The sequence below is a fragment of the Marinobacter sp. genome, from assembly GCF_052091845.1.
Lineage (GTDB): Bacteria > Pseudomonadota > Gammaproteobacteria > Pseudomonadales > Oleiphilaceae > Marinobacter.
Genome location: NZ_JBQDCO010000044.1, coordinates 1 through 25564 on the forward strand (window position 1 = coordinate 1; position 25564 = coordinate 25564).

At 54.4% G+C, this 25564-nt stretch carries 21 protein-coding genes; 8 read left to right on the plus strand and 13 right to left on the minus strand.

What is annotated here, in order from left to right; genetic code table 11:
- Nucleotides 1–1235, plus strand: a 1235-nt coding sequence (locus ACTHYN_RS13180) for a mechanosensitive ion channel domain-containing protein (RefSeq protein WP_441812894.1), incomplete at its 5' end; no start/stop codon positions are given.
- A gap of 17 nt (nt 1236–1252) precedes the next feature.
- Here ACTHYN_RS13180 and ACTHYN_RS13185 read toward each other — a convergent pair.
- From ACTHYN_RS13185 to ACTHYN_RS13215, 7 genes are all read right to left on the minus strand, one after another.
- A complete protein-coding gene (locus ACTHYN_RS13185; protein ID WP_441812895.1) occupies nt 1253–2146 on the minus strand; it encodes a hypothetical protein in 894 nt (297 codons plus the stop codon).
- A 190-nt stretch (nt 2147–2336) separates the two neighbouring features.
- A complete protein-coding gene (locus ACTHYN_RS13190; protein WP_441812896.1) occupies nt 2337–3962 on the minus strand; it encodes an AMP-binding protein in 1626 nt (541 codons plus the stop codon).
- 48 nt (nt 3963–4010) lie between these two features.
- Complete coding sequence (locus ACTHYN_RS13195) at nt 4011–5414, minus strand: hypothetical protein (RefSeq protein ID WP_441812897.1); 1404 nt, start codon at nt 5412–5414, stop codon at nt 4011–4013.
- Nucleotides 5415–5502: 88 nt separating this feature from the next.
- Nucleotides 5503–6618, minus strand: coding sequence for a molybdopterin dinucleotide binding domain-containing protein (locus ACTHYN_RS13200; protein ID WP_441812898.1), 1116 nt, complete (start codon nt 6616–6618; stop codon nt 5503–5505).
- Entirely contained in the window at nt 6605–7360 is a 756-nt protein-coding gene (istB, locus tag ACTHYN_RS13205; protein WP_441812899.1) for an IS21-like element helper ATPase IstB, read from the minus strand. Before istB ends, ACTHYN_RS13200 begins: the two co-directional genes overlap by 14 nt.
- A gap of 14 nt (nt 7361–7374) precedes the next feature.
- Complete coding sequence (gene istA / locus ACTHYN_RS13210; RefSeq protein ID WP_441812912.1) at nt 7375–8919, minus strand: IS21 family transposase; 1545 nt, start codon at nt 8917–8919, stop codon at nt 7375–7377.
- 170 nt (nt 8920–9089) lie between these two features.
- Nucleotides 9090–10484 (minus strand): molybdopterin-dependent oxidoreductase, encoded by a 1395-nt coding sequence (locus ACTHYN_RS13215; protein WP_441812900.1) that lies wholly within the window; start codon nt 10482–10484, stop codon nt 9090–9092.
- A 256-nt stretch (nt 10485–10740) separates the two neighbouring features.
- On the opposite strand from ACTHYN_RS13215, the gene ACTHYN_RS13220 reads away from it, so the two are divergent.
- Complete coding sequence (locus tag ACTHYN_RS13220; RefSeq protein ID WP_441812901.1) at nt 10741–11166, plus strand: acyl-CoA thioesterase; 426 nt, start codon at nt 10741–10743, stop codon at nt 11164–11166.
- A 19-nt stretch (nt 11167–11185) separates the two neighbouring features.
- On the opposite strand, the gene ACTHYN_RS13225 is transcribed toward ACTHYN_RS13220, so the two are convergent.
- From ACTHYN_RS13225 to ACTHYN_RS13240, 4 genes are all read right to left on the minus strand, one after another.
- The gene (locus ACTHYN_RS13225) at nt 11186–11824 is read right to left on the minus strand and encodes a response regulator transcription factor (RefSeq protein ID WP_441812902.1); all 639 of its coding nucleotides are present in this window, start codon (nt 11822–11824) and stop codon (nt 11186–11188) included.
- 6 nt (nt 11825–11830) lie between these two features.
- A complete protein-coding gene (locus tag ACTHYN_RS13230; protein WP_441812903.1) occupies nt 11831–13351 on the minus strand; it encodes a PAS domain-containing sensor histidine kinase in 1521 nt (506 codons plus the stop codon).
- A gap of 97 nt (nt 13352–13448) precedes the next feature.
- On the minus strand, nt 13449–13994 hold the full coding sequence (locus tag ACTHYN_RS13235) for a hydrolase (protein WP_441812904.1): 546 nt from the start codon (nt 13992–13994) through the stop codon (nt 13449–13451).
- Between the two features lie 14 nt (nt 13995–14008).
- Nucleotides 14009–14440 carry a MaoC family dehydratase gene (locus ACTHYN_RS13240; RefSeq protein WP_441812905.1) on the minus strand — a complete coding sequence of 144 codons (432 nt, stop codon included), beginning with the start codon at nt 14438–14440 and terminating at the stop codon, nt 14009–14011.
- Between the two features lie 149 nt (nt 14441–14589).
- Between ACTHYN_RS13240 and ACTHYN_RS13245 the strand changes: the two genes are divergently transcribed.
- The 4 genes from ACTHYN_RS13245 to ACTHYN_RS13260 are packed head-to-tail and all read left to right on the plus strand — an operon-like array spanning nt 14590 to nt 19969.
- Nucleotides 14590–15957 carry a malonyl-CoA decarboxylase gene (locus ACTHYN_RS13245; protein WP_441812906.1) on the plus strand — a complete coding sequence of 456 codons (1368 nt, stop codon included), beginning with the start codon at nt 14590–14592 and terminating at the stop codon, nt 15955–15957.
- 27 nt (nt 15958–15984) lie between these two features.
- The gene (gene phbB, locus ACTHYN_RS13250; protein ID WP_441812907.1) at nt 15985–16734 is read left to right on the plus strand and encodes an acetoacetyl-CoA reductase; all 750 of its coding nucleotides are present in this window, start codon (nt 15985–15987) and stop codon (nt 16732–16734) included.
- An 11-nt stretch (nt 16735–16745) separates the two neighbouring features.
- Nucleotides 16746–18524, plus strand: a complete 1779-nt coding sequence (locus tag ACTHYN_RS13255; protein WP_441812908.1) for an acyl-CoA dehydrogenase — start codon at nt 16746–16748, stop codon at nt 18522–18524.
- Nucleotides 18525–18547: 23 nt separating this feature from the next.
- Nucleotides 18548–19969 (plus strand): NAD-dependent succinate-semialdehyde dehydrogenase, encoded by a 1422-nt coding sequence (locus tag ACTHYN_RS13260; protein ID WP_441812909.1) that lies wholly within the window; start codon nt 18548–18550, stop codon nt 19967–19969.
- Between the two features lie 145 nt (nt 19970–20114).
- Here the strand turns inward: ACTHYN_RS13260 and ACTHYN_RS13265 are convergent, their stop codons facing one another.
- Nucleotides 20115–20885, minus strand: a complete 771-nt coding sequence (locus tag ACTHYN_RS13265; RefSeq protein WP_441812910.1) for a ferredoxin--NADP reductase — start codon at nt 20883–20885, stop codon at nt 20115–20117.
- 139 nt (nt 20886–21024) lie between these two features.
- Here ACTHYN_RS13265 and ACTHYN_RS13270 point away from each other — a divergent pair, with 139 nt between their 5' ends.
- Entirely contained in the window at nt 21025–21909 is an 885-nt protein-coding gene (locus ACTHYN_RS13270) for a LysR family transcriptional regulator (RefSeq protein WP_441812911.1), read from the plus strand.
- A 71-nt stretch (nt 21910–21980) separates the two neighbouring features.
- On the opposite strand, the gene ACTHYN_RS13275 is transcribed toward ACTHYN_RS13270, so the two are convergent.
- Nucleotides 21981–22586: a tRNA-(ms[2]io[6]A)-hydroxylase gene (locus ACTHYN_RS13275; protein WP_441812913.1), complete on the minus strand. Its 606-nt coding sequence runs from the start codon at nt 22584–22586 to the stop codon at nt 21981–21983.
- A 213-nt stretch (nt 22587–22799) separates the two neighbouring features.
- Here ACTHYN_RS13275 and acnB point away from each other — a divergent pair, with 213 nt between their 5' ends.
- A complete protein-coding gene (acnB, locus tag ACTHYN_RS13280) occupies nt 22800–25394 on the plus strand; it encodes a bifunctional aconitate hydratase 2/2-methylisocitrate dehydratase (RefSeq protein WP_441812914.1) in 2595 nt (864 codons plus the stop codon).
- The last annotated feature ends 170 nt before the right edge of the window (nt 25395–25564 follow it).

Consider the following 25564-nt stretch of genomic DNA (forward strand, 5'->3'; position numbering starts at 1 on the left):
CCTGGCTTGGCCTGCGGCGCTTGTTGGGACACTATGAGAAATTCAGGCTAGAGCGAAACCTGTTTGTATCTATATGCTGGCTGGCATTCAACTCTCTGCTTTATTACCTCGGATTACGAGCGCTTTCTGTGCGCGAGCGGCGGCTCACGCTTGAGATACTTAAAGAGCAATGGGCAGCTGAACGCAAAGTGGCTGAAGCCAGAGAAACAGAAAACACTATGGACGAGAGCATTCTTCCGGCCCTGGATATGCCGGAAATGAACCTTAAGGACATCAGCCGGCAAAGTTCCTCCCTGCTCGGCATTGTGGTTTCGGCCCTGGCACTGGGCGGTTTGCTCATTCTTTGGGCCGACGTGATTCCGGCACTTCAACTGTTTGAGAACATTACCTTGTGGACTATTACCACCGATCTACAAGGAGGCGACCCGCTCCCCATCACACTTGCGGATGCGCTACTCGCGCTGCTGGTGGCTGCTGGCACAGTGCTGGCCGCTAAAAACCTGCCGGGAACTTTAGAAGTCATGATACTGAGCAGGATGAACCTGGAACCCGGGGCCAGCTATGCCATTACCACCCTCACCACCTACGCTCTGGTGATGGTGGGCGCAGTTACCTGCCTTGCGGTAACGGGGGTTCAGTGGTCCAAGCTGCAGTGGTTGGTTGCTGCCCTTGGCGTGGGCCTTGGGTTTGGGCTCCAGGAGATAGTTGCCAATTTTGTCTCCGGTATCATACTCCTGTTCGAACGACCCATTCGGGTCGGTGATATGGTCACCATTAACGGTGTTACAGGCACAGTCGCTCGCATACGCATACGCGCCACAACTCTGATCGACTGGGACCGGAAAGAACAAATTATTCCCAACAAAACCTTTGCGACCCAGGACCTTACCAACTGGACGCTCTCGGACCCGATTACCCGCGTCACCCTGCGCGTAGGTGTTGCCTATGGATCCGACGTGAACGAGGTTCAGGGCATACTCAACCAGGTTGCCCTCCAAAATGAGCGCGTGGTGAGTGACCCGGCACCGGAGGTTTTCTGTGTCGGGCTTGGGGATAGCAGCATCGATTTTGAAGTGTGGGTTTACGTCAAAGACCTGATCGACTACATGCCTTTGTCCCACGAAATACACGCCTCAATTACCCGCGCACTGGCGGACGCCGGCATAGAGATTCCTTTCCCGCAACGGGACATTCACGTGCGGACATTACCGGAAGCGCAAGGCGCCCGCAGCTAGGGGCGTGCCAACCTGTATCAGGATGACACGCCCGATACCGAGTGCATTTTTACAGGCTCTTTGTAGGTTTCCAGGCGTTTGAGCCATCCAGCTAGCCAGCGCTCGCTCTCCACCGGGCTGTCGGCATTCTGGGCGCGACGCGTCAGCACAGCGGCAGCCGCCTCACGAAACCGGGCCAGCGCGTCTTCACCCGGTTGCATGGCTAGCAGAACCTGAAGCAACCCCCAGCCCTCGCCGTTGTAACGCTCGTCGGGGGAAAGCCCCTCGCCTTTGAAGTTCACGTAGTCCATCAGCGCGTAAACACCACCGGGCGTTTGACTTAAAGCTCGCAAGCTTTCCTGCACGTCGTTTCGGCGCGACTCAGGAGCGGCCTTCACAATCTTAGCCAATGAGCCTTTTGCGCGGCGAAAGATAAATTCTGCCTGAATCCCCTGTGTGCCAGCCAAAAATTCCCGCAGCTCTGCCATTTCAGGCGAATCTGAAACTTTGAGGAAGGTTTCTCGGTCTGGCCAAGGAGCGTCAAACGGCTCGAGCTCCCGCAGCCATTCAGGGATGTTAAGTTGGCGCTGCTCCATGTACTCAACAAGCGCCGGAAAACTCTCAACAAACCGCTCGTTCACACCTTTCGGGTACCAAATGAAATGGCCGATACCCAGCGAAGGAAATGCCTCCGCCTCATTCCAATAAACGAGGCACTGATACTGACCAGCGCACTCATTCTGGAATATTTTCTGGCCAACCCAGTCTAATTGGGCAGGCTTGAGGGCAAGAGAGATATCACTGGCCGGGTTAGCCCCGTCAACCAAAGTGCCAGTTGTGGCTTCAGGTTTCTCAGATTTGTTTTCGGAATTACAACCTGAAAGCGCCACCATGATCATCAGAAACAGCAACCCGAGCACCCTGTACACCATGTTACGCCTCATCGGAAAAGCCAGAAAAACCCGCCAGCAGTATGAAGAAATCATTTCCAATATAACAGCGTGACTGCCAGCTACCTCCCACCTCGATCAGACTTCCGGCACTCATGTTGCTGGGGCGCTTATAAAAAAACCCCGGCATGGGCCGGGGAAAGGTAATCGTTAGGTTAGAACAAACTCATCCTTAACCGGTAAGCTGACTTCTCAGCACATGCTTTTGCAATTTCCCGGTCGATGTTTTCGGCAAATCATCCACAAAGACAATTTTCTTGGGCACCTTGAAGCCGGCAAGGTTTGCTCGGCAATAAGCTTCAATATCAGCTTCTGTCAGGTCATCGTTGCCGGATTTCAACGTGATAAACGCACAGGGAACTTCACCCCAGTGGTCATCGGGTGCTGCAACAACCGCTGCCTCCAGTACCGCAGGATGATCATAGAGCGTACTTTCCACCTCAAGGGTCGAAATATTCTCTCCACCAGAAATAATGATATCTTTGGAACGGTCTTTTATTTCTACGTAACCATCGGTGTGCCATACACCCAAATCTCCGGTATGGAACCAACCTCCGCTGAAGGATTTGGTAGTTTCCTCCGGATTGTTCAGGTACCCCTTCATGACGGCGTTACCCCGAACAAGCAGCTCACCAATCGTCTTGCCGTTCTTTTTTACTGGCTGGAGAGTCACAGGGTCTGCCACCATCATGTCCGCCATGGACAATGACAGTATCCCCTGCCGAGCCATTTTCGCCGCTTTGTCATTGCCGTCCAGGGAATGCCACTCATCCTGGAACTCACAGATCAGGCTGGGGCCATAGGTTTCGGTCAAACCATACAGGTGTACTACTTTCACCCCCATGGACTCCATAGCTGCAATCGTTGCCGCGGGAGGTGCCGCACCGCCGGTAGCCACGGTTACATGCTGGCTGAACGGCTTTTTATATTCTTCGGGGGCGTTGATAAGCATATTCAGCACAACCGGTGCCGCGCAAAGATGAGTTACCCCGTGCTCGGCAATGGCATCGTATATTGGCTTCGGTTGCGGAGCGCGCAGGCACACATGAGTGCCTGCCACCGCGGTTACCGCCCAAGGATAGCACCAACCGTTGCAATGAAACATCGGCAATGTCCAGAGATAAATCGCACCTGATGGCAGCCCAAAGCCAATGATATTGCTCAAGGCGTTCAAGTGCGCGCCCCGATGATGATAAACAACACCTTTCGGGTTTCCGGTAGTGCCTGAGGTGTAGTTCAGGGCAATTGCCTGCCACTCATCGTCGGGCATGTCCCACGCGAAATCATCATCGCCCGTAGCCAGCAAATCCTCATAGGTCATCTTGCCAATCAACTCGCCGCCCGCGAAATTGGGATCATCAACATCAATAACGATCGGCTTGGCGTCACAACCGGTAAGAGCATCACGAGATCTATCACTGTATTCCATGTCAGTAAAAAACACCTTCGCACGCCCATGATTGAGCATGAAGGTCATGGTTTTGGAATCAAGCCGGGTGTTCTGGGCGTTCAAAACGGCCCCAATCATTGGCACGGCAAAATGCAACTCCAGCATTTCCGGAATGTTTGGTAGCAGTGCTGCCACTGTGTCCCCTTTCCGAACGCCCAGCTTGCGCAAGGCAGATGCCATCTTCAGGCACCGCTGATACGTCTCCGCCCATGATCGACGGATACTGCCGTGGATGACCGCGGTGCGGGTTGGGTGCGCCAGGGCCGTTCTCTGAATAAAAGAAATCGGCGTGAGAGGCGTGTAGCTAGCTTCTGTTTTATCGAGCCCGAGCTCAAACATGTTTTCCATTGTGTTAAACCTTTAGTTGTTCTTTCAGACAAGCTCTGTCGCAATCAACTAACGCTGATCGGTTGCTGAATCTTCCGCAGTGTCTTCATTTTGATGGTGATGCGTTGAAACGTGGGCATCCGCAAACCAGTTCTTCTCCAGGAAAAACCAGAGTACAAGGCCGACACCCAGCCCCCAAGCTGCACCCTGCACCGCAAGCACCGAACCGACAATAACGGCAATACCACGTTGAAGGTTGGTCTGGCGATCCAGCATCTCGATAGCAAGGTACCCACACAGGTACCCCTGAATTAGTAAGGTCAGCGCCATACCGATATTGAGGCCTGGCTTGAACAGCGTGACCACAGGCACGAGCACAACCGCAATGGTCATCCCCCAATACAGACTGGTCGCACCGCCCCAATAGCTGTCCATGACCGAACGTGGATTGTTCATATAGCGGTTGATCACCAACGCTTGACCACCAGTCCAGGCAGGGCCAGACAAGCTTATGAAAGGCGCAAAAATTGCGTGTATTAAATTGCGAATCCCCACGATGATACTGTTCCGTCGCGGACTGAAAACCAGCTTTTCATCCTTACGGACAGCGTCGGCATTCTTGAACAAGGAGTCCATAACCAGAATGTCGCCAAAAGCAATGATGTAAGCCGCCAGCGCCAATGGGATGGCATCAATGAAATATTGAAGGGGCGGCATGCCCAGCCCGAACACACTGTACTCTCGCAAGATGGTACCCATAGGGATGGTGGTGAACCCCCACTCGATGACGGGGGTATCCACCTCACCGATGATGATGCCTAGGACGTAGGAAAACAGAAAAGGTATGGCGATGCCGTATTGGGCCACAAAACGAAAGAAGCCGTAGCGGGCACGCAGCGGGCCTGCTGTTTCTGAGAACAACATGAAAAACCCAAGCACTGCACCGGTCAGGATAGTAATCGGCATAGACCACACCCGCCCGTCTGCACCAAATTCACCCATGATTGCAGAAATACCCGCACCAATCAGAATGCCTGACTTCAGTGACGCGGGCATTTTGCGCACCAACGCATCTGCCCCCTTGAACACCCCGAGACCAAGAAAAATTGCTGAGACGGTTAACTGTAAGGCAATTAACGCCAGTATTCTGGCATCCCCCTCTGGGTAGCTCGACAGGAAGGCGACATACAAAGGAATGCCGGCGGTAATCCAGCCAGCAACAGTGGGGTCACCAAAATGCGTGTGCACCAGATAGAGAATGTTATTGAGGAGGACAAACGCAACCGCAATTTCAAACGGTATCCCCAGAACGGATGTCATCAGTGCGGTAATACTCAGCGGCACAACGCACAAAATCGCGCCCTGCAGAATATCCGGAATTTCTACTTTGTAGTGAACAAAAGGTACGCGTAGCTTTAACGCACCCAGTGCTGACGGTTGCTCACCGCCAGTTGATCTCTTTTTTAGGGACATTGTTTTTGTTCTCCTGCCAAACTGAATTTCGACATGCATAGGGAAGAGCGTATCTCCCCTCGAATACTAATCACAAATACTTAATCGATCAAGGGTATTTACTCGATTTTATGACCGGCGGTGAGAAAGCCTCTAGCGGCATACCCGAGGTCTCTCCATCGAACAGCTCAATGTCCACTAGGCATGTCAATGGACTCGGGCCCTGAGCCAGGCGGGATGTTCCCTCATCTCGAGTAAGTACGTTCGGGTTTCCATGCCGACACGACACCTCTGAGACCCCTGGCTGTGGCGGGTCAAACCAGGCTCCCGTGCTCAGCTGCAACACTCTGGGGCGCACCTGATCACTCACCACGGCTGAGCACAAACAGGCACCTCGCCCGTTAAACAGGCGAACCAGGCTGCCGTCTTCGATGTTCCGAGCCTTTGCATCATCCGGGTGAATAACCACCGGTTCCCGCCCATTTATTTTCGACTTTCGACTATAAGAGCCGTGATCCAACTGAGAGTGCAGCTTGTTTTTCGGTTGATTGGAAATCAGGTGCAGCGGGTATTCAGGGGTGTCCTGCCCCAGCCACTCCTTGGGATCACTCCAGAATGGAAAGCCCGGGCATTCTTCATAGCCAAAGCCCGCAACAGTTTCAGAGAAGATCTCTATCTTCCCACTTGGCGTTCCAAGGGCATTCGCCACAGGATCCTCACGGAAGTCTTTCAGCATAATCCGCGGTTCTTTCGGCATCGGGTTTTCAAACCAGCCCTTCGCTTTAAAATCTTCAAAGTTTGGTAAATCAATACCACTCTTACCAGCCTTTATGCGGGTTTCGTCATAAATCACTTGCAGCCACTGTCCTTCATCGCGACCTTCTGTGAAGGCTTCCTTTGCGCCCAACTCTTCCGCCAACTCGCTGAAAATCTCATAGTCGGTCAAACTCTGACCAACAGGTTCAGCGGCTTTTTGCATGTACACAAGGAAAGGATCCCTGCTGGATGAAGCGATATCATTACGCTCCAAAAAGGTAGCTGCAGGCAGCACTATATCTGCGTGTTTCGCCTGAGCATTCCAGCACCATTCATGAACGATAACCGTGTCGGGCTTCTGCTGCGTATTCCGGCGAACGTGACCGGTCATTCCGGGGATCGTGACCGATTTGCACACGGCCATCACGCTGGAGTCGGTTTTGTACTCTGAACGGTCACGATGGGTCAACCGATTCCGTATTTTGTGCTGTCGCTTTTCGCAGTGATTCCCCCTTCAGATTGAGTCGGTGAGCGCCGTGTAGGAGCCGATCCAGGATGGCGTCGGCGAGCGTGGCGGAGCCGATGTAGTCGTGCCAGTGTTCGGTTGGTAACTGGCTCGCGATGAGCGTTGAGCCTCGCCCGTGCCGGTCTTCGATTACTTCCATCAGGTCTTGCCGTTGTTGTGCCGTCACCTTCTGCATGCCCCAGTCGTCCAGGATCAGCAGGTCGGTCTTCAGCAACTGGTTCATCAGCCGTGCGTAGCTGCCATCGCCGTGGGCGATGCGCACCTGCTCGAACAGGCGCGGCACGCGCAAGTAGCGAACCGAGAGCCCTTGCCGGCAGGCCTGGTTGCCCAGGGCGCAGGCCAGCCAGGTCTTGCCGCAACCGGTCGGGCCGGTGATGCACAGGTTCAGGGATTGGCGGATCCAGTCACAGCTTGCCAGCCCCGCCATGCGGGAGCGCTCCAGCCCCCGTGGATGGCGGTAATCGACGTCTTCCACGCAGGCCGCGACCCGCAACCGGGCAGCCTTCAGCAGCCGATCCAGACGGCGATTTTCACGATGTAGCACCTCCCGGTCGATCAGCAAGGCCAGGCGTTCCTCGAACGCCAGGTCGTGGGTGTCGGGCTGTGCCCGCTGCTGTTCCAGGGCATCGCACATGCCGGTCAGTTTGAGTTGGCGCAGGGTGTCGAGGGTGTTTTGAGTCAACATCAGTTTCTCCGGGATCAGTGGTAGTAGCGGGGGCCGCGAACGTTGGTGTGTACTGGCAGCTCAGTCAGTTCCGACTCCTCCTCGGCCAGGGGTAACGGGAGCTGATCCAGCCCCTGCTTCAGGATCGAGCTGATGCTCTGGTAGCTGGCCGAGTTGATGGCCAGTGCTCGGCTACAGGCCTGCTCCAACCGGTCACGGCTGTAACGTCGACTCAGGTTCAATAGCCCCAGGCATGATCGGTAACCATGCTCCGGATGAGGGCGATCCTTAAGCTGTCGCTGTACCACGTCGAGCGTGGCGGGACCGATGTCAGTGGCCCAGTTCAGGAACCGCCCGGGCGACCAGTTCTGATGGGCCTGATGGGACTTAGGCATGTGCTCGGTCAGGGTGACGAAGCGGCCCTTGCCATGCCGAGGGTGCAGGGCCACCCGCTGGCCTTTGTGCATGACCTCAACGGACGTATCGGTAACCCGAACATCTAGCTTCACCCCCACCAGGGCGTGAGGCACGCTGTACAGGCGTTTGTCGATCTCGATGTGGTAGTCGATGCCGGGTCGCGCCTTGCGCCACTCGGCATAGACGTAAGGTGTTGCAGGCAGAGGCCTCAGTGCTGGACGATCCAGTGCCTCGAACAGGCTCTGGCGGCTCTCGGAGCGCCCCTGGAACGGGCGCTGATTCAGGGCCGGTAACAGATCCGCAATGGCCGTATTCAGTTCGGCCAGGGAGAAGAACATCCGGTGCCGTAACCGGGCCAGTATCCAGCGCTCGACCAGCAGCACGGCGGCTTCGGCCTTCGCTTTATCCTTGGGTTTGTAAGGGCGTGCTGGCAATACGGCGGTCTGGTAGTGAGCGGCCAGTTCGGCGTAGGTCTCGTTGATCTTCGGGGTATATCGATCAGCCTTGGTGACCGCTGCCTTGAGGTTGTCCGGAACCAGCAGTTCAGCTACCCCGCCGTAGAACGCTAGCATCCGTTGGTGGGAGGCAATCCAGTCCGGCAGGCTCTGGCTCCAAGTAGCCTCGGCGAAGGTATAGCTGGACGCGCCCAGCACGGCCACAAAGACTTGGGCCTTACGCAGTTCACCGGTGGAGCGGTCCACCACTGACACAGTCGGGCCGCAGTAATCGATAAAGATCTTCTCACCGGCTCGATGAACCTGGCGCATGCTGCGCCGTTGCTGGCCGCGCCAGAGTCGGTAGTGGTGGCAGAACTGGCTGTAGCGATAGGCCTTGTCGCCGTGGCGCTCCACATATTCGGCCCAGAGCAGTTGCAGGGTGACGCCCTTGGTCTTGAGTTCCTGATGGACCTGGAAGTAGTCGGGTTCAGCAAATCGAGATGGGGGTGTCTTGGCCGGGAACAGCAGGGCCTCTAACCGTACTTCATCCGTGCCTTCCGGCAACGGCCAGGTGATGCCCTGCGCAGTGGCCAGGCTGACATACTTGCCGACCACGCCCTTGGAGAGCCCGCAGGCACGGGCAATGCGCTCATGGCTCAGGCCCGCTTCGTACTTGAGGCGCAAGACCTCGATGATCTGTCGCATGGAAATCCTCGCTGCCGGCATCCGCCCTTCCTCGTGATGAAAAAGAAACGGGTATGCCGGATAAAGTTGAAGAATTCCAGCGTGTTGGCAGTGATTCCGGAGGAACGTGACCGGGGATTCCGGCATCGTGACCAGCGATTCCGGAAAAACGTCCAAAATCGGTCACGATAAAACGGAATGAGCGGTCACGATCACCCGGAACGGGCGGTCACGTTCAAACGGAATGGGCGGTCACGATGGGCCGGAATATGCATCTGCCAGGCGCCCCTCATGCGAACGAGATCCTGATGGTGATGAAAGGGGTTCCCGCCCGCCCAGTAAACCAGCTTGATGTCCGGATAGGTTCCAGTCACTCCGTTGTATTCAAACTGTTTACCCGGGTGAAGCAGCAGGTCTGTAACTCTGGCGACGGGAATAAAGCTTTTTATCGGGTTTTTGCCCTGGGGTAGAGACGCACCGGGAATACCCTCATAGTTAGCACCAATGGCATTCAAGGCACTGTAACCAAAGCCTATTCCACCACCAAGCAGGCCCAACTGCCCCAGCATGGAAGCCACCGCGATAGCCGCCCAGTAGGGTTGCTCACCGTTTTCTTGGCGCGTAAGAGACCAGCTCACTGAAATCATAGTGCGCTGGCGAGCCATATCCCGCGCCAAATCCCGGATGCGGGCAGCGGGTATTCCCGCCTTGAGCTCGGCCCAGACGCTGTCTTTGACGACACCGTCGGTCTCGCCAAGAAAATACTGCTGAAAACGCTCGTAGCCCACGGTATGGGTCGATAAAAACTCGGTGTCTGCAAGGTTCTCGGTATGGAGGGTGTGGGCAATGCCCAGTAGAAGCGCCACGTCACTGCCCGGGTAGATAGCGACCCAGTCTGCATTCATTTCATCCAGCACATCTGAACGCAAGGGGCTAATATTAACGACCTTTACTCCATTTGAAGCCGCATCCAGCATGCCTTGCTTCTGTACATGGCGACCAACGCCCCCATTGGTTACTTGGCCATTCTTTGCAGGTGCCCCACCAAACGCTACGAACAGGCTCGTATGGTCCTTGATAATGCCCCAGCTGGTGGCACCATTTACCATGGAATAAAAGTCTCCAAGCACATGAGGCAAAGTGACTTCAGCCGCTGCATAACTGTAGGTGTTCAGCGAAGAGGTGTACCCACCAATAGAGTTAAGAAACCTCTTCAGCTGGCTCTGGGCATGGTGAAAACGCCCTGCGCTGGACCAGCCGTAGGAGCCACCATAAATGGCCTGGTTACCGTAACGGTCGCGTACACGGTTTAACTCGCCCACCACCAGCTTGATTGCTCTCGGCCATGACACCTCGACAAACTCATCGGCTCCGCGGCAGCCCTCGGCATTTCCCGGCCCGTTTTCCAGCCATCCGCGCCGGATCATAGGTTTTTTGATGCGCATTGGCCCGTCAAGAACATCAACAATGCCCTGACCAATGGGGGACGGGTCTTCATCCCGCTCGAACCCTTCCAACGCGGTAACGCTTCCGTTCTTTGTATGAACTCGATAGGTTCCCCAATGGCTACTGGTAAGCGTCCCTTTTGTCGCATGCTCAGATGTCATAGGTTGAGCCCTCTTCATTTTGTTATTCGGAAAAATCAGCATAGACCAAAACCGAGTACATATACCCAGCTGTAACAAAATTAATCAAGCATTAATACTTGGTCGATAAGGGCGTGTACTTGAAAGAATCAGAAGGGGCGTGCGAAACCTATACTCAAGCTGGACAATAAAGCGAAAACGAAAAGCGAATTTGACATACTCACTGCCGTGCGCAATGCTCCGATCCGTTTAGCTTTTATGAAGGGGGGAATAAATAATGACAGCTGATGTGGCTAAAGACTGGACCCTGGAACAGTTTTCGTGTCGTACCTATGACAAACTGCGCTATGCGGACACAGACCGCCAGGGTCATGTGAACAATGCGGTATTTTCGACGTTCATTGAAACGGGGCGTGTTGAACTGATCTACGATTCGGAAGCGCCACTCACCTCTCCTGACACATCCTTCGTAATCGTCAATCTAAACCTGCAGTTGCGCGCTGAGATTCGCTGGCCGGGAATTGTAGATATTGGAACAGCCGTCACCCGAGTCGGCAACAGCTCTATACAGCTGTATCAAGGCATCTTTCAGGATGGCGTGTGTTGCGCGACCGCAGAAACAGTGATTGTTTGCGTTGACGATAATACTCAAAAACCAACCCGGTTACCGGATGCTGCCAGGCGTAACCTCGCCCAGCTGTGACCCGTTTACGCAGATGGGTTCACAGGCTCGCAATGCCCTGTACCAAACCCAGTGCGATAGCGACCTGTACCAGTTCCGCGAACGAATCCACTTTCATTTTTGCGGTCATGTTTGCCCGATGCCCCTCAACTGTTTTCCTGTTGATGCCGAGCTCGTCTGCCGCCTCCTGATTGGATAAACCCTTAACGATCAACTCCAATACCTGGCGCTCTCTCCGAGTCAAACGGTCATAACAGTCTCGTATACGAGACTTTGAACGGCGATGAACAAATCGATCCCGGTCTCTTTCCAAAGCACTGTGTACATGGTCGATCAGCAACTGGTCATCAAACGGCTTTTCGATAAACGTGATGGCACCCTGGGTCAGGGCCGTTACCGCCATATCCACATTACCGTGGGCCGAAATCATGATCACCGGCAGCTCAATATTGTATTCCGACAGCTTTTTCTGAGCGTTAATGCCGCTTAACCCCGGCATTCGCACATCCATCACGATGCAGCCACTCGCGCTCGTATCAAACGCTTCAAAGAAATCGAGCGCATTCTCGTAGGTTTTAACATTGAGGCTTACAGACTCAAGCAGCCACTTCAAAGAGTCTCTTACGTCCATGTCGTCATCAATAACGAAAACTGTTTGTGCGTTGTTTTTGGATGTCATGAAGGATCAGTCAGTAATATTGAGAGTAAATGAAAAACGTGCCCCGCCAGCAAGGAGGTTTTCTGCCCAGAGCTCGCCTCCAAGATTCTCTACCAATGAACGGCTGATGGCTAGCCCCATTCCAAGCCCGGTCTCTTTGGTTGAGAAAAAGCGATCAAAAAGGCGGGACATATCTGCCTCAGAAATACCTCGGCCCCGATCCTCAACCTCTACTCGCAACTGTCCACTTTCATGAGGCACGACACTGATTCGCACAGTGGTAGCGTTTTTATTATCTAACGAGCCGCTCGCTTCGATGGCATTGACGATCAGGTTCAACGCCACCTGCTCCAGCTGCACCCGGTCTCCTTTGACGGCAGGTAAATCAGCGCCAGGCTCAAAAACCACGCGTACATTATGCCTGTCGGCCATATTCTCGCAAAAGTCGATCATCTCGCCGATCAACTCCGCTAAGTTGAGGCGGGTAATGACTGGTTCCTGCTTTCTCGTGAAATCCATCATTCGATGGATAATCTCCCCGGATCTCAGCGCCGTCCGGATACTTCGGGTAATCGGTAATTCCACGTCGTTCCATGAAAGCGTGGGTTTGTCCGCAAAGCGTCGCTCGATACCTCGGAGATAATTCACCATAGCTGAAAGTGGCTGATTCAGCTCATGGGCCAGACTCGACGCCAATTCCCCCATGGTTACCAGCCGGCTGGCGTGGTCAATTTCGCCTTGGTACTGCTTGAACTGTTCTTCGGCAGCCTTTTTTTCAGTGAGATCGTGGGCGACCAGTGAGAAGTACTCGATGTCCCCGTGCAGGGAACGATGCGCCAGGAGTTCGAGCATAACCGGTATGCGCGATGCTTTCAGGCTCTGCATGGTCAACTCTCCACGCCAATTCCCCGTTTCTTTTGCGGCGGGAAATCCATCCTCCATCAAGGTGGCAAGGCCTTTTTCGGTCACAAGCCAGGAGAGCGGAAAAGAGCTGTAATCCATGCTCTCCATTTCAAGAGCTTTTCGGGCTGCTTCGTTTAGGTGTGAAACGGTAAAATCCAGGTTCGCAAATATAACCAGATCTTGGGTGCTCTCCAGAACTCGCGCCAAGCGGCGGCTGGCTTTATCTGCCATGATTCTGTGAGTTGCATCCCGAGATACCACCAATATTTCCCGGATATCGTTCGACTCCGGGTCGCGAATAGTCCGGCTGGTACTTTCCAACCAAGTGTAGTGTCCATCTTTGCAGCGAAAGCGATAGGTATGGGTGTACAGGCCGCGATCATAGCTCACCGTGGGCGCGCGCAACCGGAAATCTTCAACATCGTCTGGGTGATAGAGATCGTACGCCGAGATACCGACAATCTCTTCAACCGTGTAGCCCAACAAGTGCGTAACCGCGGGCGATGCATATATAAACCGCCAATCTTCCGGTGTGTGTCGGGAGATCATATCGGTGGACTGCTCAGCCATTTCTGCCAGCAGGCGGTTACGTTCAGCATCGTCGGTCAGGGCGGTAAGCCCCTCTTCCGGGGTACGGTTTTTCATGGGTAACAGGTTCTCGGAACTCGGGTTGCCGTGTCGGACCCTATTCTGAACGTCTCCGGGGCCCTTGGCCATAACGTGCCAGGGCCCCGCGACTTATTTAGCGCAGGAACTCTTTGCTGAAAGCCTTGAATTGAGCCGCATCAGAACGTCGTATCCACTCGAACCCGACCATTTCTTTTGTGACAATTCTGGCTCCGGCTTGCTCCATCCGGCGCAGTGCCACTTCGGTGTCGTAAGGGTTGCGAGCGGAAATGGCATCCGCCACTACAAATACGTCGAACCCCTCCTCCAGCAGCCTGATCGCCGATTGCATCACACACGCTTGAGACTCCATGCCGCACAGGATGACCTGCTTGCGACCGTGAGCCTGGAAGGCTTTTTCAAAACCCGGGTCGTCAATGCACGCAAAAAAGTCCTTGCCGTAAATATTGTTCGGCCCCACCAGTTCGCGCAGACCCTCTTCGGTATGGCCCAGGCCATCCGGATATTGCTCCGACCCAACCACCGGCACATTCATCAGCCCAGCGAGGCGAACAAGCCAACTGCAATTGCTCACCAACTTCTCGTTTTCATGCACCCCGGATAGCAGGCGAGCCTGAACATCAATAACCGCAACGATTGAATTCTCTTGATCCATTAACATAACAGTCTCCAGACTTACGCCGGGCGGCGATCAACCATATTGGTAGCTACACCTTCCGCAACCACCTTGTCACCCACCTTGCAGATGGTTTCCAGCTTTACTCGGCGTCGATCTTCGTTAATCTCGATAACTTTGGCAGACGCGACCACCGTATCGCCAATGTGAACCGGCGCTTTGAACTTGATCTGCTGGTCAATATAGATGGCTCCCGGACCAGGCATACGTGTGCCCAATACCGCGGAAATCAGTGCCGCACTGAACATGCCATGTACGATCCGCTCTTTAAACGGCGTGGTCTTCGCGTACTCGGCATTGATATGTACTGGGTTGTCGTCACCACTAATGCCTGCAAACAAAACCACATCTGCTTCTGTAATGGTCTTGGCGTAAAAAGCCTCCATTCCCACTTCCAGATCTTCCAGGTAGTAACCGTGTAGTTCTTGCATAGTATTTCCTCTTGTTGATCCGTACGCCGACCACAATACTGGTTTATATCCACCAAACCAAGTACTTTTACTTGGTTTTTCCAGAATGCTCTGGTAGCCTTCGTCCACTACTAAAGATTACACCGCTTTGTACAAAGGGAGTCGCGGTTATGCAGAGGCAACCCGTAAGCATTTTTGAAAGAGCCTTCAAGAAGTTGGTTCCAGGTGGACTGGAATCCGTAGGCCGTCGTGGTTCAGACATAATGAACATTGCGGAAGACCTCCCAGAACCTGACATTGCAACCGTTAAGGAATGGATAGACGACTGCCTTTCCGAGAATGGTGGCCAAGTAGAAGCACGCAAGCGGGCAGCCATGCTAGGCCGCGCCTATCTCAAGCTGTCTACGATTGGAAGAAACCGCTTTCTGGGCCTGCTTGCAGAACATTACGGTGTTAACGAAGCCACCGTCGAGAGCGCTATCGAGCAATGGCATAACGCGAAGCCCAACGAGAAAACCGAGGCTGCCCAAGCCTTACGCAAGGCCCTTATACCCAGCCGCACGGCGCTTCTGAAGCAGTTCAATGGTGTACCTTCCGGGGTGAAGTTTCTGGTGGATATGCGCGAGGAGTTGCTGCGACTGCGCAAAGATTACCCGCAACTGAAACCACTGGAAACCGACCTGCGTGATCTGCTGGCCAACTGGTTCGACATTGGTTTACTGCAACTGGAAGAGATCAGCTGGAACTCCAGCGGTGCCATGCTCGAAAAGCTGATTGCCTATGAAGCCGTTCACGCTATCAAAAGCTGGAGTGACCTGAAGAACCGGCTGGACTTCGACCGCCGTTGCTTTGCGTTTATTCACCCCAACATGCCTGATGAACCACTAATCTTTGTGGAAGTGGCTTTGGTGAATGGTTTGGCCGACAACGTTCAAAGGCTTCTCGACGAGCACGCGCCGACTGAGGACATCGACAAAGCCGACACCGCTATTTTCTACTCGATTTCCAACGCCCAACAAGGTTTGGCCGGCATCAGCTTCGGCAACTTCCTGATCAAGCAGGTGGTCAGCAAACTGCAGGTCGAATTCCCTCAGCTAAAGCAGTTCGCTACCTTGTCGCCCATCCCCGGATTCCGCCGCTGGCTGGAAAACACGCCTGCTGACCAGCTCATGCAACTGCCCGGTGGCGAACAGTGGCTCAACACTCCGCCGCCCCGTGATCCGGTGAAGGCAAGCCAGGGGGACACCACCGGGGCGCAGCAAGAAGCCATCATGAAACTGGCTGCTACCTATGTAAGCACCACCAAGCCCGGCACATCACGTGCTAACGATCCTGTAGCCAATTTTCATTTGAGCAATGGCGCCCAGGTTGCGCGGCTCAATTGGATGGCAGACACCTCAGACAAAGGCCTCAAGCAATCGGCCGGGTTGATGGTGAACTATCTGTATGAACTCCCGAAAATTGTTCATCGCAGCAACCAGTACACCTCACAGGGAACCATTTCCCAGTCATCGAATATTAAGAAACTCTTGAGATAAACCACCCGTAAACCTAAGGAGAACACCATGACTAATCGTATCGCAGTTGTTACCGGAGCAGCCGGTGGTCTGGGTACCGCCATGTGTAAGGCCTTGGCCGCTCAGGGCCGTAAATTGGTTGGTACTCACCTTCCCGGTGAAGAATTCACGGCACAGGCAAAAGACTGGCAAGCCAGCCTGCGTGAAGACGGTGTTGACGTAGCTATCTACCCGCTGGACGTCACCGACTTTGAAGCCTGTAAAGCATTTACTGCCGCTGTAGAGCAGGATCTGGGCCCCATCGACATCCTGGTTAACAACGCCGGCATTACCAACGACGCACCGCTGAAGCGGATGAAGCCGGAGCAGTGGAACCAGGTCATCAATGTGAACCTGACGTCCATGTTCAACATGTGTCAGCAAGTGTTCGAAAACATGTGCGAGCAGGGTTTTGGCCGTATCGTCAACATTTCGTCCCTGAACGGTGAGAAAGGCCAGTTCGGCCAGAGCAACTATGCCGCCACCAAAGCAGGCATCTATGGTTTCACCAAGTCCATTGCTCAGGAAGGTGCCCGCAAAGGCGTAACTGCCAACTCGGTTTCCCCCGGTTACATCGACACCCCAATGGTTCGCCAGGTACCTGAAAAAGTACTGAACAACATTGTTGCGGGGATTCCTGTTGGCCACCTTGGCAACCCTGAAGACATCGCCAGAGCCGTCGTCTATCTGACAGCTGATGAAGCAAGCTTCGTGACCGGCACCAACATGTCGGTCAATGGCGGCCAGTACATGAGCTAAGGGAGTAAACCATGACAGCGTTCAGAGCACCCACCCGCGAGATGACGTTCACCCTGCAGAACGTCGCAGGGTTTTCAGAAATGGCCAACGCCTGCGGCTATGAAGATGCCTCCGAGGATGTCGTCTCAGCCATTCTTGAAGAAGCCGCGCGCTTTGCCGGTTCCGTCATCGCGCCAACCAACGTCACCGGGGATCAAACCGGTGTGCGCCTGAACTCGGACCACAAGGTGGTCACGCCGGACGGCTTCCGCGACGCGTATCAGCAGTATGCCGAAAGTGGTTGGGCCAGCCTGCAGTTTGACCCGGAGTTTGATGGCCAAGGCCTGCCTTTCTCACTGGCCATTCCTGTTCAGGAAATGTGGCATGCCGCAAACATGGCGTGGGGGCTCTGTCCGCTGTTGTCTCAAGGCGCGGTTGAAGCGCTTTCAGAGAATGCCAGCGATCTGTTAAAACAGCAGTTGCTGCCGAAAATGATTTCCGGGCAATGGACCGGAACCATGAACCTTACCGAACCCCAGTCTGGCTCGGATTTATCGGGCATTCGCACTCAGGCCCGCCCGGATGGCGATGTCTACCGGATAAAGGGGCAAAAGATTTTCATCACCTGGGGCGAGCACGACATGGCGGGGAACATTATCCACCTTGTGCTCGCTCGCTTGCCGGACGCCCCTGCCGGGGTGAAAGGCATCTCACTGTTTGCGGTACCCAAATATCTCCCCGATGCGTCCGGAGAGCCCGGAGAAAGAAACGACTGCCAGGCGGTCTCGCTGGAACACAAGCTCGGCATCCACGCCAGTCCCACCTGCGTGATGAGTTATGGCGACAATGAAGGCGCCGTTGGTTATCTCGTGGGCGAGGAAAACCGTGGTTTGGCCTGCATGTTCACAATGATGAATAACGCCCGCCTGACTGTTGGTTTGCAGGGCGTTTCCATTTCCGAGCGCGCTTACCAGCAGGCGCGGGATTATACTTTGGAGCGCACTCAAGGCACGGCGCCGGGCGAACAAGGCGTGTCACCTATCATCAAGCACCCGGACGTACGCCGAATGCTGATGATCATGAAAACCTTGACCGAGGCAGCGCGCGGGCTCGCCTACACCGGTTGTGTGGCCGTCGATTACGCCAATGCGGAGAACCTGCCAGACGACATCAGGGCCCGCTACAAGCGCCGAGTCGACCTGCTGACACCTCTGGTTAAGGGCTGGTGCACAGAAATCGCCCAGGAGGTTACCTCCCTGGGCATCCAGTGCTATGGCGGCATGGGGTTTATCGAAGAGACTGGCGCTGCACAGCACTATCGTGACGCCCGAATTCTGCCGATTTATGAAGGTACTAATGGCATTCAAGCACTGGACCTGGTTGGCCGGAAAACTGTGCGCGATCAAGGCCAGGCTATCGCTGAGTTGGTTGAAGACATACGTCCTCTCACTGGCCCGCTGCAAAGCAATTATGTGCTGACAGCCGAGCGCCAAGCTAAATTTGACCAAGCATTGGCCTTCCTTGAAGATGCCACCAGAGTTGTGCTGGAGCGGGGAGATGACGACCAGTTTACCGGTGCCATTGCATTCGACTACCTTATGCTGAGCTCCATCGTGACCGCAGGTTGGTTGATGCTAAAAGCTGCCACGATCGCGACCAACGATTATGCTGACCAAGGCACATTTGCGGCCAACAAGCTGGCGACAACCAATTTTTTTATTGATCATATTTTACCGCGCTGTTCAGCGCACCTGAGCGCGATACGATCCGGCGACGACGCCATTATGGCGCTGCCAGAGACAGAGTTTTAATGACAGCCAGGAGGTAAAGCCTCATGTACATCAACGGAGAATGGTTAACCGGGCGCTCTGAGCTCTCGGTGACCAACCCGGCAACGGGCGAGGTCATCGGGCAGGTGTCCAACTGCACCGACCAAGACATTGAGGCCGCCATCACGGCCGCAGATTGTGCTTTTAAGGAATGGAAGAAGACCACCGCATATTATCGCTCCCAACTGCTTTACCGGGCCTGGGAACTGATGATCCGGCAGAAGCGTGAGCTGGCTGAATTGATGACCCGCGAACAGGGAAAACCCCTGAAAGCATCACTCAACGAAGTACAGTACGGCGCAGATTTCCTGCTGTGGTTTGCTGAAGAAGCCAAGCGCATATACGGGCAAAGTATCCCTTCTGCCCGTGAAAACCAGCGTTTTCTTGTCCAGAAGTCTCCAGTCGGTGTGGTTGGTGCAATTACGCCCTGGAACTACCCTATTTCCATGATTACCCGCAAGCTGGCACCCGCATTGGCCGCCGGCTGTACCGTAATCCTGAAACCCGCTGAAAGCACGCCCTTGTGCGCCAAGGCCATGATGGAGATCTTTGCCGAAGCAGGCTTTCCGGCCGGTGTTGTCAACATGCTCACCGTGCAAGACCCATCGCGGGTAGGCGATGCTTTTTGTACAGACCCAAGAGTTCGCAAACTGACCTTTACAGGCTCCACCCCCGTTGGCAAAAAGCTGAACGGGCTGGCAGCAGCCAATATGAAGCGAGTATCTATGGAACTTGGCGGCCATGCGCCCGCCATTGTATTCCCCGATGCTGATCCCGTGCACGCGGCCAAGGGGCTGTCTCTGGTAAAGTTTCTTAATACCGGCCAGGCCTGCATTAGCCCTAACCGAATATTTGTGCACGAAGACCACCTGAAACCGTTTATTGCAGAGCTGACCAGTCGGGCCGATCGCCTGATAGCCGGCAATGGCATGTCAGAAGGCGTCGGTATCGGCCCGCTGATCAATGAGCAGGCCATCCAGAAGGTTGATAGCCAAGTTCAAGACGCGATTGCTCAGGGCGCAAAGGTGGAAACCGGGGGGCAGCGGTTGATAGAAAATGGCCTTTCAAACGGCTACTTCTACGCACCAACCGTACTCTCCGGCGTAACGCCGGCCATGAAAATCTACCGGGAAGAAACCTTTGGCCCAGTCACTCCTGTGATCACCTATCGCTCAGAAGATGATGTGATTGCCATGGCTAATGACACCGAGTATGGATTGGCGGCTTATATCTACAGCAACAACATGACGACAGCCATGCGCGCATTTGAGGCTCTGGATTTTGGGATTATTGGCATTAATGACATCAACCCAACCAGCGCGGCAGCCCCCTTTGGCGGAATGAAGAACAGTGGTCTTGGTCGGGAGGGTGCTCAGGAGGGCATTGAAGAATATCTGGAAACAAAGTTGGGGGGGTTCGCGATCTGATTAACCGCTTCAATCCGCAGCGCCCAATGTGAAGACGAGTATTTTTTAAATCAATCAGGACGGGAATTGCACTCCCGTCCTGATTGCGCACAGATGCCAAGCGCAGTTTGCTGCTACCTGGCACTATACTTACTGATTCGAGGAGCTACTTCTCCACGAAGGCCCGCTCAACCACGTAATGCCCCATGTCACCGCCACGAGCCTCCTTGAAGCCCATACTGTCCAGAATGGCGCAGGTATCCTTCAACATGCTCGGGCTGCCGCAGATCATGAATCGGTCGTCCTCGGGGTTTAAGTCGGGCAGACCAAAATCACCGGTTATTTTGCCGCTCTGCATCGCGCGGGTAAGCCGACCCTCATTGCGGAAAGGCTCACGGGTTACCGTTGGATAGTATTCCAGCTTACCTTCTACCATCTCACCGAAGAACTCGTTCCCGGGAAGCTCTTCAATCTCTTTCTGGTAGGCGAGCTCCGAGGCATACCTGACACCGTGGGTCAGAATAACCTTATCAAAGGCTTCGTATACTTCCGGATCCTTGATAATGCTCATAAACGGTGCCAAACCGGTCCCTGTGCTAATCAGCCAGAGGTTTTTTCCGGGCAAAAGGTTATCCATAATGAGGGTTCCCGTAGGCTTGCGGCTTACCAGGATCTCATCCCCCACTTTTATTTTCTGTAGACGCGAGGTTAACGGGCCGTTCTGCACCTTGATAGAAAAGAACTCGAGCTCATCTTCGTAATTTGCGCTGGCAATACTGTAGGCGCGCATTAAGGGCTTGCCTTCCGTTTCCAGACCTATCATCACAAAGTGGCCGTTTTTGAACCGAAATCCCGGGTCCCGGCTCGTTTTGAAACTGAACAAGGTATCATTCCAGTGGTGTACGCTGGTCACGGTTTCTTTAATCAAGTTACTCATGTGAACCTCTTGCCTGTCCGGTGCAACTACGAACATTTAAAAATATGAATTGCGTAGAGTCTACCGCATCACTAATCTATCGATGAAATGGGATATTCCCATAACCTTATTCGGTAATGCCGATTTAGAGCGCTTTGTTATGAAGTACAGTTTCAGGCAACTCGAAGTTTTTCTTGCTGCCGCGCACTTCCAGAATATCACCCGCGCTGCAGAATCGCTGGCCATGTCGCAGTCCGCAGCCAGTAGCGCGCTCAAGGAACTGGAAAACCAGTTCGACATCCAATTGTTCGACCGTGTTGGCAAGCGCTTACAATTGAATGAACTCGGGCGACTCTATCGGCCCAAGGTGGAAGCCGTACTTTCACAGGCAACGGAGTTGGAACAGGCCTTTAGCAAGCATTCCGAAGTAGGCGCCTTGAAAGTCGGCGCCACCTTAACTATCGGTAACTATCTAGCGGTTGGCGTGATGGCCCAATACATGAATACCCCTACCCAACCCCGAGTATCACTGGAAGTTGCCAACACCAGCACCATCGCACGCCGGGTTAAAGACTTTGAACTCGACATTGGCCTGATTGAAGGCGAGTTGCAATCATCAGAACTTGAAGTGTTGCCCTGGCGCGGCGATAAACTGGTAGTTTTTTGCGCCCCCTCCCACCCGTTGGCCACCAGGAAAGAGCTATCAGACGAAGACTTGCGAGACGCCACCTGGGTACTGAGGGAGCAAGGCTCTGGCACACGGCAAAGCTTCGAGCGTGGCATGCACGGCCTGCTCCCGGATTTGAACGTACTGCTTGAGCTGGAACATACCGAAGCGATCAAACGGGCCGTGGAAGCCAACCTGGGTATAGGCTGCCTGTCCGAAGTCGTTCTTGCGGATGCCTTCAAGCGTGGCAGCCTGGTGCCGCTGAGCACACCAAAAAATCGGAATTTTGAGCGGCAGTTCTATTTCATTTTACACAAACAGAAGTATCGAAGCGCTGGCATTGATGCCTGGATTGGCCTGTGCCGTGAGCTAGCCTAGTGTCCCGTCTAGCTCTTCGGATTCTCAGAAGCTCAGTAGGCTCACGAATTAGCCAGACGGGACACTAGCGTTCAGACAACGGGCCCACTGTGAAAGCGGAACTCAATATCAGGTTCAAGAACAAGCTGTTTTTCAATGGCAAGAAACTCCGCAACCCTCTCGTCTACTGGCCCGTCGTTGGCCTGCCTGGCAAGCGCCAGATAATCCCGGTAGTGACGGGCTTCTGATTTGAGCAGGCTACTGTAAAAATCCGCCAACTCGTCATCCAGAAACGGGACCAGGGCCGCAAACCGCTCGCATGATCGCGCTTCGATAATGGCGCCTACCACCATCACATCCACTAACCGACCCGGATCGTCTGTGCGCACACATTTGCGCAGACACGCCGCATAGCGTGCGGGCGTCAGGTGGCAATAGGCTATCTCCCGCTTGTTGATAATGGCCAGCACCTGCTCGAAGTGTCGCAACTCCTCCCGCGCTAAACGAGACATTTTGTTAAGCAGGTCGCTGTTCTCCACATAGCGATACATAAGGCTGAGCGCCGTCGATGCCGCTTTTTTCTCACAATGGGCATGATCAATAAGCATCAGGTCCTGATTGGCCAGCGCGTTATCAATCCACTGTTGCGGCGTGGCGCAGGGCAGGAAATCGTGAATCTCTTGCAGGGCTTGGGTCATGGAGTCTGTTTTATGAGTCATGTAAGCAACAACGTCAATTCTATGGGTAACGGATTATAACCCACAATCAGGCGTTTCCGGCCACTACCCAACTTAACTTTATAAGGGCTTTCCTATAGAATGCAGCGCCAACTCAAGGTCTTTCTGCCATAAAACTCCCGCCAGGCATGTTGCCAAAGGCGCGGGACATTTCAACTGATGAGGGTCCAACTTGTGTTAGAAGCCTACCGTGAACACGTTGCAGAACGTGCGGCTCTGGATATTCCCCCCAAGCCACTGAATCCTGAACAAACTGCCGCTCTGGTTGAGCTGCTGAAGAACCCGCCCGCAGGCGAAGAGAACACACTGGTCGACCTGCTGGAAAACCGTATTCCCCCAGGCGTAGATGAAGCCGCTTACGTAAAAGCCGCGTTTCTCACTGCAATCGTTAAAGACGAAGCGAAATCCCCGTTGCTAGACAAGAAAAAAGCCGTGCAATTACTCGGCATGATGCAAGGCGGGTACAACATTGAAACACTGGTAGACCTGCTTGACGACAGCGATCTGGCCGAACTGGCCGGTGAGCAGCTCAAGGGCACCCTGTTGATGTTCGATGCCTTCAACGATGTAAAGGAAAAAATGGACGCGGGCAACGCCGTTGCCAAATCCGTTGTCGAATCCTGGGCCAACGGCGAGTGGTTTACCAACAAGAACAAGGTTGCTGAAAGCACCAAAATGGTGGTTTTCAAGGTAACCGGCGAAACCAACACCGATGACTTGTCCCCGGCTCCCGACGCGTGGTCCCGCCCGGACATCCCGCTGCACGCCCGCGCTGCTTATAAGATGGAACGCGACGGCCTGAAGCCTGAAGAGCCAGGCGTTACCGGCCCCATGAGCCAGATTGACGAAATTAAAGCCAAGGGTCTGCCCGTTGCCTTCGTAGGCGACGTGGTAGGCACAGGTTCTTCACGTAAATCGGCCACCAACTCCGTGCTTTGGTTCTTCGGCGAAGACATTCCTGGCGTGCCCAATAAGCGCGCAGGCGGTGTCTGCATCGGCAACAAGGTTGCCCCGATTTTCTTCAACACCATGGAAGATGCGGGCGCTCTGGTTTTTGAAGCACCGGTAGACGACATGAACATGGGTGACGTGATTGAAATCCGCCCATACGAAGGCAAGGTTCTGAACGAAGCCGGCGAGACTATTTCCGAGTTTGAATTCAAATCCGACGTTATTCTGGACGAAGTTCAGGCCGGCGGCCGTATTCCCCTGATTATTGGCCGTGGTCTGACAGCCAAAGCCCGTGTAGCCCTGGGCATGGGCGTAACGGATCTGTTCCGTCTGCCCAAAGATCCCGAAGCCGGCAACAAAGGCTTCACACTGGGCCAGAAGATGGTTGGCAAGGCTTGTGGTCTTGAAGAAGGCCAAGGCGTTCGCCCCGGCACCTACTGCGAGCCACACATGACTACCGTGGGTTCCCAGGACACCACTGGACCGATGACCCGTGACGAGCTGAAAGACCTGGCTTGCCTGGGCTTCCAGGCCGACCTGGTTATGCAATCTTTCTGTCACACCGCAGCCTACCCAAAGCCGGTTGACGTAGAAATGCAGCACACCATGCCAGATTTCATCAAGACCCGTGGCGGTGTTTCCCTGCGCCCGGGTGACGGCATTATCCACTCTTGGCTGAACCGTATGTTGCTGCCAGACACTGTTGGCACCGGCGGCGACTCTCACACCCGCTTCCCAATGGGTATTTCGTTCCCGGCCGGCTCTGGTCTGGTTGCGTTTGCGGCCGCTACCGGCGTTATGCCACTGGACATGCCCGAGTCAGTTCTGGTTCGTTTCAAAGGCGAAATGCAGCCAGGCATCACCCTGCGCGATCTGGTACACGCCATTCCCTTGTACGGCATCAAGCAAGGCATGCTGACCGTTGAAAAGAAAGGCAAGATTAACGAATTCTCCGGTCGTATTCTGGAGATCGAAGGTCTTGAGCACCTGACCGCTGAGCAAGCGTTCGAACTTTCTGACGCTTCTGCCGAGCGCTCTGCAGCTGGCTGTACTATCAACCTGTCTGAAGAGTCCGTAGCTGAGTACCTGCGCTCGAACATCACCATGCTGCGCTGGATGATTGCCGAAGGTTACGGCGACCCACGCACTCTGGAGCGTCGTGCCCAGCAAATGGAAGAGTGGATTGCCAATCCAAAGCTGATGCGTGCTGATAAAGACGCAGAGTATGCGCATGTTGTAGAGATTGATCTGGCCGACATCAAAGAGCCAATCGTGTGCTGCCCGAACGACCCGGACGATGCCCGCACTCTGTCCGAAGTAGCCGGCGACAAGGTAGACGAAGTCTTCATCGGCTCCTGCATGACCAACATCGGCCACTTCCGCGCTGCCGGTAAACTGCTTGATGCGAACAAAGAGCCGCTGAAAACCCGCCTCTGGATGTCTCCGCCAACCAAGATGGACCAGGCGCAGTTGATGGAAGAAGGCTACTTCAATATCTATGGCACTGCCGGTGTACGCACTGAAATGCCAGGTTGTTCACTGTGCATGGGGAACCAGGCACGCGTGGCGGCCAAGAGCACTGTGCTTTCCACTTCTACTCGTAACTTCCCGAACCGCCTGGGTGATGGCGCTAACGTGTACCTGACCTCCGCAGAACTGGCATCGGTAGGCGCGATACTGGGCAAGCTTCCCTCGGCAGAAGAGTACATGGAGTACGCCAAGGACCTGAACAGCATGTCGTCAGAGATATACAAGTATCTCAACTTTGACCAGATGGAAAATTACACCACAAAGGCGGCTGAAGCGAACATCGCTTAAGCACTTACCTTTAAGGTTAGGTTCCACAAAAAAACGCCAGCCTTCGGGTTGGCGTTTTTTGTGGGCGATTCGCCAACAAGGTCGCGCACATCCTTCTGGACAATCCCCCACCCCAATCGAGTAGGAGGGGGAGTTGCCTCCCCCGTCCTCTCACACCACCGGGCATACGG